The 15335-nt window shown below is 61.5% G+C and carries 18 protein-coding genes; 15 read left to right on the forward strand and 3 right to left on the reverse strand.

The window, feature by feature from the left end; translation table 11 throughout:
• From E7681_RS14850 to E7681_RS14870, 5 genes are all read left to right on the forward strand, one after another.
• A partial coding sequence (locus E7681_RS14850; protein WP_484421932.1) for a Clp protease/crotonase-like domain-containing protein occupies positions 1–288 on the forward strand: 288 nt, incomplete at its 5' end.
• Positions 285–2288: an acetyl/propionyl/methylcrotonyl-CoA carboxylase subunit alpha gene (locus E7681_RS14855; RefSeq protein WP_246032501.1), complete on the forward strand. Its 2004-nt coding sequence runs from the start codon at positions 285–287 to the stop codon at positions 2286–2288. The genes E7681_RS14850 and E7681_RS14855, both read left to right, overlap by 4 nt.
• Positions 2285–3451: an acyl-CoA dehydrogenase family protein gene (locus E7681_RS14860; protein ID WP_136340105.1), complete on the forward strand. Its 1167-nt coding sequence runs from the start codon at positions 2285–2287 to the stop codon at positions 3449–3451. The genes E7681_RS14855 and E7681_RS14860 overlap by 4 nt, the downstream gene beginning before the upstream one ends.
• 47 nt (positions 3452–3498) lie before the next feature.
• A complete protein-coding gene (locus E7681_RS14865; protein WP_136340106.1) occupies positions 3499–4065 on the forward strand; it encodes a biotin transporter BioY in 567 nt (188 codons plus the stop codon).
• A gap of 291 nt (positions 4066–4356) precedes the next feature.
• Positions 4357–5085: an MBL fold metallo-hydrolase gene (locus E7681_RS14870; protein ID WP_246032512.1), complete on the forward strand. Its 729-nt coding sequence runs from the start codon at positions 4357–4359 to the stop codon at positions 5083–5085.
• 65 nt (positions 5086–5150) lie between these two features.
• On the opposite strand, the gene E7681_RS14875 is transcribed toward E7681_RS14870, so the two are convergent.
• The gene (locus tag E7681_RS14875; protein WP_136340107.1) at positions 5151–5993 is read right to left on the reverse strand and encodes a hypothetical protein; all 843 of its coding nucleotides are present in this window, start codon (positions 5991–5993) and stop codon (positions 5151–5153) included.
• 236 nt (positions 5994–6229) lie between these two features.
• Positions 6230–6886, reverse strand: coding sequence for a hypothetical protein (locus E7681_RS14880; RefSeq protein WP_233253379.1), 657 nt, complete (start codon positions 6884–6886; stop codon positions 6230–6232).
• A gap of 162 nt (positions 6887–7048) precedes the next feature.
• Here E7681_RS14880 and E7681_RS14885 point away from each other — a divergent pair, with 162 nt between their 5' ends.
• Both E7681_RS14885 and E7681_RS14890 read left to right on the forward strand, forming a co-directional pair.
• Positions 7049–7438 carry a helix-turn-helix domain-containing protein gene (locus tag E7681_RS14885; RefSeq protein ID WP_246032502.1) on the forward strand — a complete coding sequence of 130 codons (390 nt, stop codon included), beginning with the start codon at positions 7049–7051 and terminating at the stop codon, positions 7436–7438.
• A gap of 3 nt (positions 7439–7441) precedes the next feature.
• A complete protein-coding gene (locus E7681_RS14890) occupies positions 7442–8698 on the forward strand; it encodes a type II toxin-antitoxin system HipA family toxin (protein WP_136340109.1) in 1257 nt (418 codons plus the stop codon).
• A gap of 72 nt (positions 8699–8770) precedes the next feature.
• Here the strand turns inward: E7681_RS14890 and E7681_RS14895 are convergent, their stop codons facing one another.
• A complete protein-coding gene (locus tag E7681_RS14895) occupies positions 8771–9055 on the reverse strand; it encodes a hypothetical protein (protein ID WP_408635186.1) in 285 nt (94 codons plus the stop codon).
• A 178-nt stretch (positions 9056–9233) separates the two neighbouring features.
• Here E7681_RS14895 and E7681_RS14900 point away from each other — a divergent pair, with 178 nt between their 5' ends.
• The 8 genes from E7681_RS14900 to E7681_RS14935 are packed head-to-tail and all read left to right on the forward strand — an operon-like array spanning position 9234 to position 15326.
• Complete coding sequence (locus tag E7681_RS14900) at positions 9234–9560, forward strand: hypothetical protein (protein ID WP_136340110.1); 327 nt, start codon at positions 9234–9236, stop codon at positions 9558–9560.
• Positions 9517–10200: a lytic transglycosylase domain-containing protein gene (locus E7681_RS14905; RefSeq protein WP_136340213.1), complete on the forward strand. Its 684-nt coding sequence runs from the start codon at positions 9517–9519 to the stop codon at positions 10198–10200. The genes E7681_RS14900 and E7681_RS14905 overlap by 44 nt, the downstream gene beginning before the upstream one ends.
• A complete protein-coding gene (locus tag E7681_RS14910; RefSeq protein WP_054540759.1) occupies positions 10197–10487 on the forward strand; it encodes a TrbC/VirB2 family protein in 291 nt (96 codons plus the stop codon). Before E7681_RS14905 ends, E7681_RS14910 begins: the two co-directional genes overlap by 4 nt.
• Before the next feature lie 9 nt (positions 10488–10496).
• Complete coding sequence (locus E7681_RS14915; RefSeq protein ID WP_009574151.1) at positions 10497–10775, forward strand: VirB3 family type IV secretion system protein; 279 nt, start codon at positions 10497–10499, stop codon at positions 10773–10775.
• Positions 10765–13149, forward strand: coding sequence for a VirB4 family type IV secretion/conjugal transfer ATPase (locus E7681_RS14920; RefSeq protein ID WP_136340111.1), 2385 nt, complete (start codon positions 10765–10767; stop codon positions 13147–13149). Before E7681_RS14915 ends, E7681_RS14920 begins: the two co-directional genes overlap by 11 nt.
• Positions 13146–13361, forward strand: coding sequence for a hypothetical protein (locus E7681_RS14925; RefSeq protein ID WP_136340112.1), 216 nt, complete (start codon positions 13146–13148; stop codon positions 13359–13361). Before E7681_RS14920 ends, E7681_RS14925 begins: the two co-directional genes overlap by 4 nt.
• A 4-nt stretch (positions 13362–13365) precedes the next feature.
• Complete coding sequence (locus tag E7681_RS14930; RefSeq protein ID WP_057821020.1) at positions 13366–14532, forward strand: lytic transglycosylase domain-containing protein; 1167 nt, start codon at positions 13366–13368, stop codon at positions 14530–14532.
• Entirely contained in the window at positions 14529–15326 is a 798-nt protein-coding gene (locus E7681_RS14935; RefSeq protein WP_136340113.1) for a type IV secretion system protein, read from the forward strand. Before E7681_RS14930 ends, E7681_RS14935 begins: the two co-directional genes overlap by 4 nt.
• Positions 15327–15335 lie beyond the last annotated feature (9 nt).

Raw genomic sequence — 15335 nt, forward strand, 5'->3', positions numbered from 1 at the left:
GCGTTGTTCGACACCGCCCGCGCCGAGCGGATCGGTCTGTTGACCGAGGTTGTCGCGCCGGGCGACCTGGACGCCACGGTGAACCGGGTGGTGCATGATCACCTTCAGGCCGCGCCGGGTGCGGTGGCCGATACCAAGGCGCTGATCGCCTATGTCGCGTCCCACGATCTGGAGACCAACATGATCTACACCGCCGACCGGCTGGCCGATGCGTGGGAGACGGAGGAAGGTATCGAAGGCATCAACAGTTTCATCAACAAGGGCGTTCCGTCATGGCGGGTGAAATGAGCTTCACCCGCGTTCTGATCGCCAACCGGGGCGAGATTGCCCGGCGCATCCAGCGCGGGTGCCGCAAACTGGGGCTGGAAAGCGTAGCGGTGTTTTCGGACGCGGACCGCGACGCGCCCTTCGTGGCCGAGGCCGATCATGCCGTCTGCATCGGCGGGGCCGCCCCGTCGGACAGCTATTTGAACGTCGCGGCCATCCTTGAGGCCGCGCGGGCGACGGGCGCGGATGCGGTACACCCGGGCTATGGTTTTCTGTCTGAGAATGCCGGTTTCGCGGCGGCGGTCGAGGCGGCGGGCCTTGTGTTCATCGGGCCGGAACCCGACGCTATCGCGCGGATGGGCTCCAAGATCGAGGCCAAGGCTGCCGCCGAAGCCGCAGGCGTGCCCGTCCTGCCCGGCTATCGCGGCGAGGATCAGTCCGACGCGCGCCTGCTGCAAGAGGCCGAGGCGCTTGGCACCCCCTTTCTGGTCAAGGCCAGCGCCGGCGGCGGCGGACGCGGGATGCGGCTGGTCTCCGATCTGGGCGACGCACCCGACGCGATTGCATCTGCCCGGGCCGAAGCGCAGAGCGCCTTCGACGATCCGGCGGTGTTCCTCGAACGCTATGCACCCCGTGCCCGCCACGTCGAAGTGCAGGTTCTGGGCGACACTCACGGCACCGTGCTGCATCTGGGCGACCGCGATTGTTCGCTGCAACGCAACCACCAAAAGCTGATCGAAGAAGCCCCCGCCGCCGATCTTCCCGAGGCTGTGCGCGACCGCATGCGTGCGGCAGCGGTGCGGTTGGCGCAGGCGATCGGCTATCGCTCCGCCGGGACGGTGGAATACCTCTATGACCCCGGGCGCGGTGAATACTACTTTCTGGAAATGAATACCCGGTTGCAGGTGGAACACCCCGTGACCGAGGCGATCACCGGCATCGATCTGGTCGAATGGCAGTTGCGCATCGCGCGGGGCGAGCCGCTGGCGCTGACGCAAGGCGATGTGCAGTTTGACGGGCACGCCATTGAAATCCGCATCGCCGCCGAAAACCCGGCCGAGAATTTCCGCCCCGAAACGGGCGAGATCAGCCTTTGGGCTCCGCCCGCCGGCGTGCGGCTCGATACCGGGGTCGAGGCAGGCTCGGTCGTCAGCCACCATTACGATTCGATGATTGCCAAGCTGATCGTCCACGCGCCGGATCGGGCCGGTGCGATCCGCCGGGCGGTTGTCGCAATGGATGCCTTTGCAGTCGGTGGCGTCGGTCTGAACCTGGCCTATCAGCGCGCGTTGCTGACACACCCGGATTTTGAGGCGTTCCGGCACCATACCTCAGGCCTGCCCGAGATGTTTCCAGGCGGCTGGACTGAACCGTCCGCTGATCCCCGGGACATGGCCCTTGCCGCGATGGCGCTGCATCTGCATCTCGCCCCGGCGGGCGCGTCGCCCTGGGAAAGCCTGGGGTCATGGCGGCTCACGGCCCCTGCGGGGTGGCCCGGTGCAGCATCCTATTGGGAGACGACCAAAGACGACCCGATCCGCGTAAACGGCTCCGGGTCGGTGTTGACAGCCGTACAACCGGACGGCCAGACCATCGCGGTCGAGAGTGCCGCCTTAACAGGATGCCGTCTGAGCGGACGCATCGACGGGGTTCCGTTTTCGCGCACCGCCTATGTCGCGCGCGCGCCGGGTCACTGGCGGGTGCACCTGCAAACCCCTGCCGGAATGACCGCGACAGACCTGCGCACGCTGGAAGACCAGCATCTGCAACGTGCCACCGGCGGGTCTGGCGTCGCTGACCTGTTGTCCGCACCCATGCCCGGCGCCGTTGCCGAGGTGCGTGTCGCACGCGGCGACCGCGTTAAAGCCGGTGACACGCTTGTGGTGCTTGAGGCCATGAAGCTGTTGCAAAGCCTGCCCGCGCCGGTCGCGGGCGTAGTGACGGAAATCTATTGTGCACCGGGCGACACGGTTGCCGGGCACGCCCCACTTATCAAACTCGATCCAGAGGAAAACACATGACCAGACAAGACAACATCACCGCGGCCTCCGGCCCGTTCAACGAAGACCTCAACTTGATCCGCGACCAGCTGCGCCGGTTCATCGAAACCGAGGTGACCGCCAAGGCCGAGGCCTGGGAAGAGGAGGGCATGGTGCCCCGCGACGTGCTGCGCCGGATGGGTGATCTCGGCGTTCTGGGGATGCGCTATGACGAACAGTATGGCGGCGCGGGGCTGGACGTGATGTCCAGCGTGGTTTTGGCCGAAGAGGTCGGGCGATCCACCTTCGGCGGATTCTCGGCCACGGTTCTGGTCCACACCGACATGGCGTCGCCGCATCTGGAAAACGCCGGCACGCCCGAACAGAAGGCGCGGTGGATGCCGTCGATCACCTCTGGCGAAATGATCACCGCCGTCGCCGTGACCGAGCCGGGCGCGGGCTCGGACGTGGCCGGCATGCGCACCCGCGCGGTGCGGGACGGGTCGGATTGGGTGCTGAACGGCACCAAGATGTTCATCACCAACGGCGTGCATGGCGATCTCTACTTTGTCGGTGCCAAGACCGATCCCGATGCCAAGGGGTCGCGCGGGATCACCATATTTGCGGTCGAAAAAGGCACGCCGGGCTTTTCGGTCGGACGGGCGTTGAACAAGACCGGCTGGCTGTGCTCGGACACTGCCGAACTGATCTTCGAAGATGTCCGCATCCCGGCCGAAAACGTTCTGGGCGAGGTCAACCGCGGCTTCTATTCGGTAATGAAGAACTTCCAGAACGAACGCATCGTCCTGGGTGCGATGGCCTGTGCCGAAGCGCAAACCGCGCTGGACATGACCGTGGATTACGTCAAGCAGCGCAGGGCCTTTGGCGGCGTTCTGTGGGACAAGCAGGCCGTGCGCCAACGGCTGGCCGACTGTCAGACGCGGATCGCGGCAGGACGTCAGCTGGTCTATCACGCCGCCGGTCTGGATGCCGCGGGCGGTGACTGCGTGAAAGAGGTCTCGATGGTCAAAGCCTATTGCGGCGAACTGGTGAACAGCGTGCTTTATGACTGCGTCCAGTTTCACGGCGGCATGGGTTATATGCGCGAAACACCGGTGGAACGCATGTCACGCGATGCCCGTGTGCAGGCCATCGGCGGCGGGGCGAGCGAAGTCATGTTGGAAGAAGTCGCCAAGCGCATGTGAGCTTACTATCCAAAAAATAACAATCTTCAGAAACAAGGACGAAAAAGATGAATCTGGAAACCACTCAAAGCCAATCAGTCGCAAGACTGACCCGAGAAATCTCGATAATACTCGTCGGCACAATTCTTTTGGCACTATCCGCCAAAATCGTGGTGCCGTTCTACCCCGTACCTATGTCTACACAGACCCTGGTTGTCTTGGGTCTGGGCCTTTTCCTGGGGCCGGTGCGCAGTAGTCTTGTTGTTGTGACATACCTTTTTGAAGGTCTGCTTGGCCTGCCGGTCTTCGCAGGCACGCCTCCGGCTCCGGCCGGACTGGCGTATATTGCGGGTCCCACAGGCGGATACCTGATAGGCTTCGCACTTGCAGCGGCGGCTGCCGGTTGGGTTGTTCAAGCACTGCAAGGACTTTGGCCTTCATTCAGAGCATCTGTCGCGGTCTTTTTGGGCTCGATACTCATGTATTGCGCAGGGCTGTTCTGGTTGGGTGGCTTTGTCGGCTATGGCGAAAAGTTGCTGAACGCCGGTCTTTACCCGTTCCTTCTCGGGGATCTGACGAAGGCGACAATTGCTGTAGTTCTGTATACTGCTTACCATAATCGCCGCGCTGTGTGACTGCCAGACCAAGACTGTATCAGACTGTTTCAGTCTCATACGGTCTTGGTCCAATATAAGTTGAAATGGTCCGATGCCGGATTTGACAGGCACCGGACGCCAGCCTGAGGTTTCCGGCGCCATGCGAGAGCAATGCGCAAAACTGTGCGAACCAAATTGTTCGCAATCAATACCTGGTCGCACACAATGAAAAGAAGCAGCATGTTTTTCTCAGAGCCGGAGCCTTGCCGCGCGAAGGGAGTCGAATTGGCCCCTGGAATTCTGAGGATCGTCGCGAACAATCCCGGAAAGATGACCTACCACGGGACAAATAGCTACATCATTGATACGCCTGATGGTCGGTTCATAATCGACCCCGGCCCAGCAGAAGACAGTACACATTTCGAGGCAATCATCAAAAATTTGGGGGCCAAACCATCCGGGATTCTGCTCACACACCACCATTCTGATCATTTTGGAGTCGTCCCAGCCCTGCGAGCACGGACAGACGCACCTGTTTATGCCTCACGGGCATTCCCTGACGATGCATTTCGACCTGACCGGTTTCTGGAGGACGGACAGGTCATTGCCGGTCTTACCGTCCTGCACACACCTGGTCACGCGAGCGACCACCTTTGTTTCGCGAGACCTGACGGAGTGCTCTTCACGGGCGACCACGTTATGAGTTGGAACAGTTCGATCGTCAGCCCCCCTGACGGAAACATGCACGACTACTGCGCGCAGCTACAGCGGCTGATTGAGCGCGACGATAGGATCTACTTTCCGGGGCACGGACCTATACTCCGGGATCCGCAACCTTACGTCAAACGGTTGCTTTCCAACCGCATGCGTCGCGAGGCGGAGATCCTCGCCCACCTCTCAAACACCCCGGATTCGGTCCAGAATATCGCCGCTTCCGTCTACCAGAAAACCGACCCACATATCGCAATGGCCGCAGAACGAAACGTTGCGGCGCATCTGGAGAAGCTGTTGTCTGAGTCGCGGGTGGTACAAGATGGCGAGGCCTGGAAATTAACATAAACTTCACTATCGGATCTTGACGTTCTCCGCGGGGTTTTCCCGGCTCCAAAGCTTGGCAAGCGAACTTACCTGGAAATTTCCCCTGCCAGAACCGCCCGTCCGTGCACTGCCAACGTCGCTGAAAACCTCTGGCACCCAAACTTGCGGACTACATCGAGTACCCGCGCTTCGTAGGCAGCGTGCCCGATCAAACGACACAGGTCGGACGCATGGAACTGGCGGTTCGCAGTCGGCGCGGCTTGCATCTGTTTCAGCAATTCGCGCTCTTTAGGGTCCGTTATTGGTCTCGCGGGCGGCTTGACCGCGGGTCGAGTTGGAGTTCCCGAAGAATTTCGCCATCGACGCATGAAGCCAAGCAGGAAGCCGGCCGGCACCCTGCCGTTGCCTCGGGACCGGTTGAAGGCGAGGAAGCGATCCCAAATGACCTGGGTGTCGATGTTCCAGCAAGGCAACGTGGCCTTCGCTGCTTTGATGAGCTCTGCCCAACTGGTCTGGAAAACGTTCGAACTCGCGGTGATTTCGATCAGCCCTGAGAAGATAGTTTTGTTATTATTATCTCTAGATAGTGATGTGTCGCCTTCACCTGACACGAGATCATGGGTTTCACTCTCCTCGTCGAAGGCGGAAAACCGAAAGATCCAGGGCGCGAACTTGCCATTCGGCTTCGCCCGCTCGAGCTGCAACTCCGAAGCCTCAAGTTCGTTCAGAAGAACCGTAAGATACTGCCGTGAGACACCCATCTTCTCCGCCAGGGCCGAGAGGGTGAAGGCTGCCGTTCCGCGCGACAAACCGTTGTAGCCATCCTTCCAGGCGATGGCGTCGAGGATGAGGGTGGCAAGCTTGTGCGCTGCAACAGAGAGATTTGTCTGCGTGATCCGTCGCAGGATCAGGCCGGTCGTAGGTTCCATGGTCGAGGTCTCCTTGGAGATCCGACGCCATGTCGTGAGACAACAACATTCTTGCCAGCAAAACAACTTTGCTGGTTGCAGGTGTTTTAGCGGTGCGCTAGGAAACTCTTGTTCACGGAGTTTTCTAGCACGGCGTCAGGCTTCACGGTCTGGCGTCGTCTCCTTTTTGGGCGTTTTGCACAGCCGTCCGTGCGGGGTTGTGAGGACGCGCGCGGCAAAACCGCGTGCAGATTTTGTCAGTAGCGAACTTCTTCAGAACCATAGTTCCCGGCGTGATCACGCCAGTCGACGAAGACGGAGCGGTAGAAGTAGCTGCCGCATCCATTCGGAATGCTCAGGTCAGATGCAGCCGGCACTTGGCCCACGTTGGATCTTGTCCATCGGTAATCGCCTTGCACACCGTAGGACCCCAATCGCGTGGAGTCGCTGCGATTGCAGTCACCATCACGGTTCTCGTGCTGGCGGTACTGGATGTGATAGACGCGAATGCTGCGCACGAAATCAAAGGCGTCGCCTGAGATGTCGATGTCGGCGCCATCTGTGGTTTGAACCTTGATCACCTGTCCGTCGTCCGGGAAGGACTGCCGGGGCAGGGTGGCTTGGAATGCGGTGTCGAACAGGCGCTCGGCCGGGCCGGGGCTTTCCAAAGGAGAGAACGCCACCCCCATAGGGCAGCGCCATATCTGGAGCGGCGGCTCGATGGGCCAAGGGGTGATCCGGCGTATGAATACGGCTCGAGCATGGGCACAAGGTGCCGATGCTGGCCAGCCACCAGCAAGACAGAGCAGGATGGCGCAATCCACTTGGTAGGCACTTGCGGGCGTCGCAAGAGGAACTTGGCCCGAAAGCGTCAATGTCGCGGCCATCGCCAGCCGCACGATATGGCGTCTCATGTATCGACTCCCCACAAAACTATTCGCGCGAATACAATACAACATGATTGACAGCAATCAGATTTCTTTGATTGGGATATCCGGCTCGAAGGCCCAGGATCTACGTTTTGGATGCGGCAATTGCTCGGAGAAGCCAGTCAGCGAGACTCAATCACTTGCTTTATGTCTACTTATGCATACATAAAGGCCGCAATAAGACCGAGGATAGAAGCATTGCCTGCGTCATACCTTCCGCCCCCCGCAGCCAAGCGGGCGATCCGCAAGCTCGGGTCCGATATCCGTGACGCACGTTTGCGCCGCGGCTTGCCGGCGTCTGTTGTCGCCGAGCGGGCGGGTATTGCGCGCTCAACCTACCACAAGATCGAAAAAGGTGATGCTGGCGTGTCCATCGGCATCTATGCTGCTGTGCTGCAAGCATTGAACCTGATGGATGGACTTGCAGATCTCGCTGATGCCAGGAACGATCCCCAAGGTGCACATGCAGCTCTTGAGCGCTTGCCGAAACGCGCGGTTCTTGCGCGCAAGAAGCCTGGCTCCAAGGAGAGCAGCTAGGCCATGGCAGAACGGGTCGTCGAAATCGACATCGAGCTCGATGGTGCGATGGTGCCTGTCGGGACCATGCGTTGCGTGCCATCCCGGGCGCGCGAAACCGTCGTTTTCGAATACTCGGACGATTGGCTGAACCGGCCAGAGCGGTTTGCTATTGATCAGGGCGTGCCTCTCTCGCCCGGGCCGTTTGTGCCATCAGGCAACGGAGAAATGTTTCCAGCCCTTGGCGACAGTGCCCCAGACAACTGGGGTCGTGCCTTGATGCGGCGTCGGGAACGGCGCCGCGCTGCGCGGGAGGAACGTCCGGTTCGGACCTTGTTCGAGACAGATTATCTTATGGGTGTCTCCGATGTCAGCCGCATCGGAGCCTTGCGGCTGCGATGGCGGGGCGATGCCGACTATGCCGCGCCCATCCAAGATGGCGTTCCGGGGTACATCGCGCTCCAGCGCCTTCTCGACGCAGTCGGGCGTTTCGAAGCTGGCGAGGAACGAGACGAGGACCTCGATCTCCTTTTTGCGCCCGGAGCATCGCTTGGCGGTGCACGCCCAAAATGCTCGGTCTATGATGTGCAGGGCAAGCTCTCGATTGCCAAGTTTCCCAAGGCTGACGACGATTACAGCAAGGAACGCTGGGAGGAAGTCGCCGCGCGATTGGCAGATCGGGCCGGCCTTGCCATGGCTGATCACTCTCTGGCAAACATCGGTGACCAGCCGGTCTATCTGAGCGCCCGGTTTGACCGACGCGCAGCTGGCGAACGCATCCCGTATATGTCAGCCATGACCATGACCCAGAACCGGGATGGCGTATCTGGCAGCTATCTCGAGATCGTAGACGCGATCACAAGGACTGGCAGCCAGGCTGCCAGGGATCGCGAAGAACTCTATCGCCGCCTTGTCTTCACTGTTCTGGTGTCGAATACGGATGACCATATGCGCAATCACGGGTTTCTATGGGATGGGCCAGCTGGATGGCGGCTGTCGCCGGCGTTCGACATCAACCCGACGTCCCAGTTGGAAAAACCGCGTGTCCTGCAGACACGGATCGATTTCGACGACGGGACCTGTGACATTGACCTGGTGTTGGCCGTGGCACCTGAATTCGGCCTCCGCACCCAACACGCCCGGGAGATCGTCTCTGAAGTGGCAAAAGCGACAGCGACGTGGCGCGAAGTTGCGCATCAGGTCGGGGCTCCGGCACGCGAGCTCGACTATCTTGAAAGTGCTTTCGAGCACGACGATCTGGAGAAGGCTTTGACGCTTTAACGTCCGCTTATGCGGACATTAAATTCATATAGTGTCTGCTTTCAAAGTCTCCAACATGGAGACGACGAAGAGTCATTCCAATATCTCGACCAGCCTTCCGTAGTCCCGGCTAACCTCCTGTGCCTCGTGAAAGGCGCGTTGGCGCTCGGCGTCCAAGCAGCGGAAGTATTCTTGTATGTCGGCAATGTAGCCCTCGAAATCAGAACGGAGCAGATCGGCATATTCTCGAATGTCTTCGGACCGCTCAGGCAGGAAAGGCCGTTCCGGCGCGGTACATGCATTGGCGATTTGGCCAATCGACGCGAGAGGCACAACAAGACCAAGCAAACCGTATCGAAATGCACAAAACATGCGCATGGCAAAACTCCTTTGCCACTTCAAATTTATGGTTTCGTGCGGTAGCTACCTATTGCAGCCAAAGACGGTTCGTCAACTCAAATAAATCGTCTTGAAGTCAATTATGTTGTCTTGTATCGCCCGTGTGGAAATGTCCCCGCGGGCCGATACTCATGATGAGGAGGGCCCTGGGGAGGTCATGATAGAAGAAGCACCGAATGTGGTCACCGAAGACGGACTGCGCGGCTTGCTCGCCGAGGGCTACCTCATTGAGGTGGTCTGCAAGGAGAGAGCGGAGAAGCGCCATAACAGCTGGTACGGCTCGTGGGTCATCCGCGCCGTCGCCTCTGATGGGCGTGACGACAAGATGCTCGTCACCAGCCGAAGCGTCCTCAAGCTCCGCGACTTCAAAACCATCGTTGGCCTTGTCAGTTTCCTGGCCGACATGGGCTGTACGACCGCTAACATCCCACTTGAAGAAGGTGGCCGCGAACGCCACGCCGCGCCTCCGGTCAAAGGCAGCTGACCGCGCGACTGCGCTCGTCGTTGCTTTGGGTACAGGCGTTTGTTCCGCGCCCCCGGCCCTGGCCGACGGTTTCATCTTTTCGGTTGGCCCAGACGGCCAATTGATTTCCTCTTCTCAAGAGGCAAACGGGCGCCTTTTTCTCTTCGCAGAACCTCGCGGTCCTGACGCAACGAGCGAGACAGCGATCCCGGCTCGATCCGCCGCCCGCGCCACCCCAGAAATCCTCCATGCGATCGAGACCACGGCTCTGCGGTATGCCGGGCATGGTGCGCTGCGTCGCGCAGGGCTTTCAGTCACTGATTGGGCGCTCCTTTACCGGGCCAATATCGAAGTCGAAAGCGCATACAATCCGGCTGCACGTAGCCCTGTCGGTGCCATAGGCCTTGGCCAGCTTATGCCGGATACCGCCCGCGACCTCGGCGTAGACCCACATGACATTGCGCAGAACCTCGACGGATCAGCCCGCTACTTGCTGATGATGCTCGACCAGTTCGGCGAAGGCTCTCTGGCCCTTGCGGCCTACAACGCTGGCCCTGAGGCGGTCACACGCCACGGCGGCATCCCCCCTTTTCGAGAAACCCAAGGGCATGTGGCCCGTGTGACTGCCGTGTTTGAACGGCTCAGAGGAGATCTTTCATGACATCGAGACCTTCGATCGTCGCGCTCGGCGCGATGGCCCTTATCGTGCTGGCGGGTCCAGCGCTTGCACAGAGCATCGACCTCTCGCCGGTACAAACCCTGCTTCAAGGAATTGTCGATGCGATCACCGGTCCCTTGGGGATCGTGATTGGCACGCTCGCACTGATCGGGGTGTTCCTTTCCTGGCTCTTTGGCATCCTCGACTTTCGTCAGGCGCTCTGGGTCGTGGTTGCAATCGCCGGCATCGCCGCAGCACCCACCATCGTCGCCGCCATCTGGACCACCTGAGCTCCATCCATGGCTGACCAGTCCCGCGTGTTCATCGGTCTTCTCAGGCCACCCAAGCTGATGGGCTTGCCGATCATGTACGCCATGGTCTGGCTCTTCGGCTCGACGCTTCTATTCCTCTGGGTGCAGAGCTGGGTGGTGGCTGTGTTCGCGGGGCTGGCCTGGCCGGCACTCTGGAAGGCCGCAGACTGGGATCCGAACTTCCTCGATGTCCTGGTGATCACCCTGCAGGAAACCCCGCCCACGACGAACCGCAAGCTGCACGGAGGCGATAGCTATGCCCCGTGATGGACTTGCCAATGACGTGGCGGAGGCGCTCGATCCGCTGACTGCGCTACCCTCATGGGTCAAGGGCGAGAAGCGGCTCTCAATGATGCTGCCTTACGTGAGCCTCGCGACCGACCGGACGATCCGGACGCGCGGCAACGAGCTGATGCAATGCATCCGGCTCGAGGGGGTGAACAGCACCACGAGCGAGGACGGGCATCTCGACCGGATCGGAGGGTTGCTGGCTGGCATCGTGGCGCAGGTCGGGACGGAGTTCTCTTTCTACCTGCACAAGGTGTCGAAAGCGGTCGATGTGACCCTGCCGCCCGTTCCGGGCGAAGGGTTTGCGGCTGCCGTCGACGAACGATGGCACGCGCATCTCGGCCGCGCGGGTTTGCGCGACAAGACGCTGACCCTGACGGTGCTGAAGCGACCTGAGACAGGCAGCCGCTTGCCGTTCGGACTTGGGGCGTCTCGCTCGCGACATGCGGCCGACACCAACCGCCGCTTGCGCAAGCTCGACGAGGTTGTGGGGTTTCTGCTGTCGTCCTTCGATGAGCTGAAGCCCCGCCTGCTGGCCGCAAGCACCGGCGAGCTTCTGGGCTTCCTCGGTTCACTCAACACAGGCGAGGAGCACCCGCTCTTCCCCCGGTCGCGCCTCGGTGTGATCGCCGAGGACGTAGCCAATACCCGCGTCACCTTCCGCGGTACGACCATCGCACTCTCGGACGGTGCCGTCGGCGACAAGCTCGGGGCGATCTTTGCGGTGAAGAACTACCCCGCCAAGACCGATAGCCTGATGCTCGACGAGTTGAATCTGCCCGTCGACATGGTGGTCACGCACTCTTTTGTGCCGATCAACGCCAACATCATGGCGGGCCGGATCAAGCGGCAGCTGCGGCTGATGCAGGCCGCCAATGACGGAGCCGTCAGCCTCGCGCAGGAACTGGAACTCGCGCAGGACGATCTGGAATCGAAACGCCTGATCTTCGGCGAGCACCACATGACTGTGGCGGTCTATGCGCGATCCCAAGCCGCGCTTGACGATATCGCGGCCGAAATCCGCAACATCTCCGCCACTTCCGGGATCAACCTGATCTCGGAGGCCTTCGGGGCGCGGGCGCATTTCATGGCGCAGCATCCCGGAAACACAGGGGCGCGCAGCCGAAAGGCAGCGATCACGAACCACAACTTCGCCGATCTCGCCACCTTCCACCGCACACCCCTTGGCAAGACAGGTCGAGAAGTCCCTTGGGGCGTGCCGATCACGCTTTTCCCGACACCCGAGCGCAGCGGGTTCCGCTTCAACTTCCACGAACAGGGCGCGCCGGATCGCGAGCCCACTGGCGGGCACACGCTGATCCTCGGTCGTCCCGGCTCCGGCAAATCCGTCCTGGCGGCTTTCCTGATGACCATGGCACGGCGGGCAGGTGCGCGGGTCTTCGTATTCGACTATCGCGCGGGCATGGAGATGGCCGTCCGTGCGCTCGGCGGCAGCTATTCGACGATACGTGCCGGACGGCCCACGGGCCTCAATCCGCTCCAGACCGAGATCGACATGCGGGGCCAAGCATGGCTTGCTGATTGGCTCGCGAGCCTCTTGGAGCGGCGCGATCGACCGCTAACTCCGATTCAGACCAACCGACTGCAGGAAGTCGTGCGCCAGAACGCGAGCGCAGGACATGCGGGCCTGCGAAACTGGTCGGATTTCGCCTCGCTGCTGGTCTCGACCGATGACGAGGGCGATCTCTTCGAGCGTATGCAGGAGTGGACGGCCGAGGGCCGCTATGGCTGGATCTTCGGGGCCAATGCCGAGGACAGTTTCAGCATCGATGGAGACGTCGCGGGCTTTGACCTCACCGGCATCCTCGATTCCGAGAGCGAGCGGGAACGCATGGCGGTCCTGTCCTATCTTTTCCGCCGGGTCGAGCGCGTGATCGAGGACCGCAAGCCCACGATCATCGTCATCGACGAGGCATGGAAAGCCCTCGACAACGCCTACTTCGCGGAGCGACTCAGCAACTGGCTGGTGACCGCCCGCAAGCAGAACGCCGTCGTCGTGATGATGACCCAATATGCCAGCCAGCTTGAACGCACGCGGACCGGCAAGACCATCGTGGAAGCCGTGCCGACCCAGGTGCTGCTGCCCAACATCCGCGCCTCAGCCGCCGACTACGCCATGCTCGGCCTGACCGAGAAAGAGCTCGACGTGCTTCTGGGCGTCGGCTCCGCCTCGCGGCTGGCCCTCGTGCGCGATGACCGGGGTTCGGTCGTGATCGATGCCGATCTCAGCGCCCTCGGCCCCCTCGTGACCATCCTTGGCGGCATGGAGAAGGGCGAGGCCCTTGTCGGCGCCGATTATCGCGAACGTCCTGATTTCTGGAGAGTGACATGACCCGTATCCTCATCCGCAGCATCGTGCTGCTCGGGCTCGGGCTGAGCCTGACAGCCTGTGCACAGCATAACCCCCCGCAAGCCAACTGCTTCAATTTTCGCGAGGCTCCTGCGCAGGCAGGAACCGCCACCGCCACGATCTCGACCATGGGGGCGGAAGTCACGCGCCGCGACACGGCCTGCGATTTCGTCCTCTTGGGTGCGGGCAGTTGAGCCAATGCGGACCTGGCTTCCTCTCTCGATGATCGGCTTTGCACTGGCAGTTCCCGCGGCGGGGCCGGCGGTCGCCCAGGGCGTGCCAACCTTCGATCTGCGCCTGTTCGCAGAGCGGCAGGCGATCCTCGAGCAGACCGATCGGGACCTGACACTGCAGCAGGACCGGCTAAGCCGCGAGGAGGAACTGGCCGAGATCGAGCGTCAGCAACTCGCCTCCCTCGAAGGGCTGATGGATGCCATGTCGCTTGGCGCTGGAGATGTGGCCGGCACCGTGGCCGGGCTCGAGGCGGGGCAGGGGGCGGTTGACGACGTCGAAAGCGCGGCCGCCAGTCTTTATGCACCCGAGGACACCAATCCAGCGGCGGCGCGGATGTTCGGCGATGCCCGGGAGGGGATCGAGGAGCTGATCATCCGCGCAGCACGCGACACCCATAGTCTGTCCGGGGTCGGCCGTGCGGGCCTTTCGCTCGTGCAATGGCGCTGCCTTTTGCAGGCGCTGATCTGGCAGGAAAGCCGTTTCCAGATTGGGGCACGCTCACCCGTGGGGGCCTTCGGACTTACCCAGATCATGCCCGGTACCGCGGGCGATCTCGGGATCTACCCGGCCTATTACGACGATCCCTATCTGCAGGTCACCGGCGGTGCGCGATACCTCGCACAAATGCTGAACATGTTCGACGGCAACATCATCCATGCGCTCGCCGCCTATAACGCCGGTCCGGGCAATGTGCAGGATTATGGCGGTGTGCCGCCCTTCGCGGAAACCCAGCACTATGTCGTGGTGATCCCGCAGCAGTACAACAGCTACCTCGCGGCCGTAGGCGGCATCGATGCGCTCGGCACCATCGACCCTGTGCTCCTCGCCAACGCGAGTTTCAGCCTCTCGGCCCACGGCGCAGGGGTCTATGGCGACTATTCGCTGGTCTCGGTCCGTGCCGCCGCCCTGCGGGTTCAGGACATCATCACCCGCATTGGTGAGACCGAGGATCTCCACGAGGCCATCGCGCTCAACACCTATGCCCGGGCCGAACTGGCCCGGCTGGTCGCAATCCGGACCCGGATCAAGGCCGCCCGAACCGAGCCACTCAGCGCCGAGCAGATCGCCTTGGCGGCGGCCCAGGCTGCCGAGCGGCAATACATGGATTTTAGTCAGGAGGATTTGCGTTGAACCTGCGCCTGCCCCGTTCCCTTTTCGCCGGTAGCATCGCTCTCGCACTTGCCCTCAATGTCACCGGACCTGCCGGGGCACAGGGTGTGCCCACGGTGGACACCCAGAACATTGCCCAGGAAATCCGTCAGCTTCAGCAGATGCTGCAGGATTTCGGGATCCAGACCGATCTTCTGGACAATGCGTTGGAGCAACTGGACATGCTGCAAAGCCAACTCGATCAGCTGAACGAGATGTATGCCTCGCTCACCGGGCCGCGCAGCATCCTCGGGCTTGCCATGGGCGGGGACCTCGACACCTTGCTTCAGGCCAACTTCGAAGACATCCCCGGCCTGATCCGAGGCATCCAGGCGGGCGATTGGAGCGCTCTCATCGGGCCCAATGCCGGGCCCATGCGCACGCAGATGGAACAGGCGCTGGCAAGTGCAGGGTTCGACGAAGATTCTCTCCGCGAAATCGCCACCAGCGGCAATCCGGGAGCTGAAGGCGTGGCCACCCGGGCAACCACAGGTGCTGTGATGTCGGCGGCGGCGCAGAACAGCCACGCAGAGGCGGAACAGTCTCTCGAACGAGTGGAACGTCTGGTCGAGATGATCCCGGACATGGAGGATCTCAAAGCCTCGATGGATCATAACACGCGCGTCACGGCGGAACTCGCCATCGCCATGACCCGGATGTGGGAGCTGGAAGCGATCCAAACCCTCGGCGCAGGCAATGCAGGCGTGGTTGATGCCGCCACCGTTGCCGAAGAACGCCGCTACATGGACTTCACCTTGCCGGATCTTGAGCCATGAGTGGGGCAG

Origin of the sequence: Thalassobius vesicularis (assembly GCF_004799325.1) — a bacterium.
Classification (GTDB): Bacteria; Pseudomonadota; Alphaproteobacteria; order Rhodobacterales; family Rhodobacteraceae; genus Thalassobius; species Thalassobius vesicularis.

What these genes read in the sequence shown, in the direction of transcription:
- E7681_RS14855 (WP_246032501.1), top strand. Translation starts at nt 285, where the DNA reads ATGAGCTTCACCCGCGTTCTGATCGCCAACCGGGGCGAGATTGCCCGG.
- E7681_RS14925 (WP_136340112.1), top strand. Translation starts at nt 13,146, where the DNA reads ATGACCCGTATCCTCATCCGCAGCATCGTGCTGCTCGGGCTCGGGCTG.
- E7681_RS14865 (WP_136340106.1), top strand. Translation starts at nt 3,499, where the DNA reads ATGAATCTGGAAACCACTCAAAGCCAATCAGTCGCAAGACTGACCCGA.
- E7681_RS14880 (WP_233253379.1), bottom strand. Translation starts at nt 6,886, where the DNA reads ATGAGACGCCATATCGTGCGGCTGGCGATGGCCGCGACATTGACGCTT.
- E7681_RS14915 (WP_009574151.1), top strand. Translation starts at nt 10,497, where the DNA reads ATGGCTGACCAGTCCCGCGTGTTCATCGGTCTTCTCAGGCCACCCAAG.
- E7681_RS14895 (WP_408635186.1), bottom strand. Translation starts at nt 9,055, where the DNA reads ATGCGCATGTTTTGTGCATTTCGATACGGTTTGCTTGGTCTTGTTGTG.
- E7681_RS14860 (WP_136340105.1), top strand. Translation starts at nt 2,285, where the DNA reads ATGACCAGACAAGACAACATCACCGCGGCCTCCGGCCCGTTCAACGAA.
- E7681_RS14890 (WP_136340109.1), top strand. Translation starts at nt 7,442, where the DNA reads ATGGCAGAACGGGTCGTCGAAATCGACATCGAGCTCGATGGTGCGATG.
- E7681_RS14885 (WP_246032502.1), top strand. Translation starts at nt 7,049, where the DNA reads ATGTCTACTTATGCATACATAAAGGCCGCAATAAGACCGAGGATAGAA.
- E7681_RS14930 (WP_057821020.1), top strand. Translation starts at nt 13,366, where the DNA reads ATGCGGACCTGGCTTCCTCTCTCGATGATCGGCTTTGCACTGGCAGTT.
- E7681_RS14875 (WP_136340107.1), bottom strand. Translation starts at nt 5,993, where the DNA reads ATGGAACCTACGACCGGCCTGATCCTGCGACGGATCACGCAGACAAAT.
- E7681_RS14870 (WP_246032512.1), top strand. Translation starts at nt 4,357, where the DNA reads ATGACCTACCACGGGACAAATAGCTACATCATTGATACGCCTGATGGT.
- E7681_RS14920 (WP_136340111.1), top strand. Translation starts at nt 10,765, where the DNA reads ATGCCCCGTGATGGACTTGCCAATGACGTGGCGGAGGCGCTCGATCCG.
- E7681_RS14910 (WP_054540759.1), top strand. Translation starts at nt 10,197, where the DNA reads ATGACATCGAGACCTTCGATCGTCGCGCTCGGCGCGATGGCCCTTATC.
- E7681_RS14900 (WP_136340110.1), top strand. Translation starts at nt 9,234, where the DNA reads ATGATAGAAGAAGCACCGAATGTGGTCACCGAAGACGGACTGCGCGGC.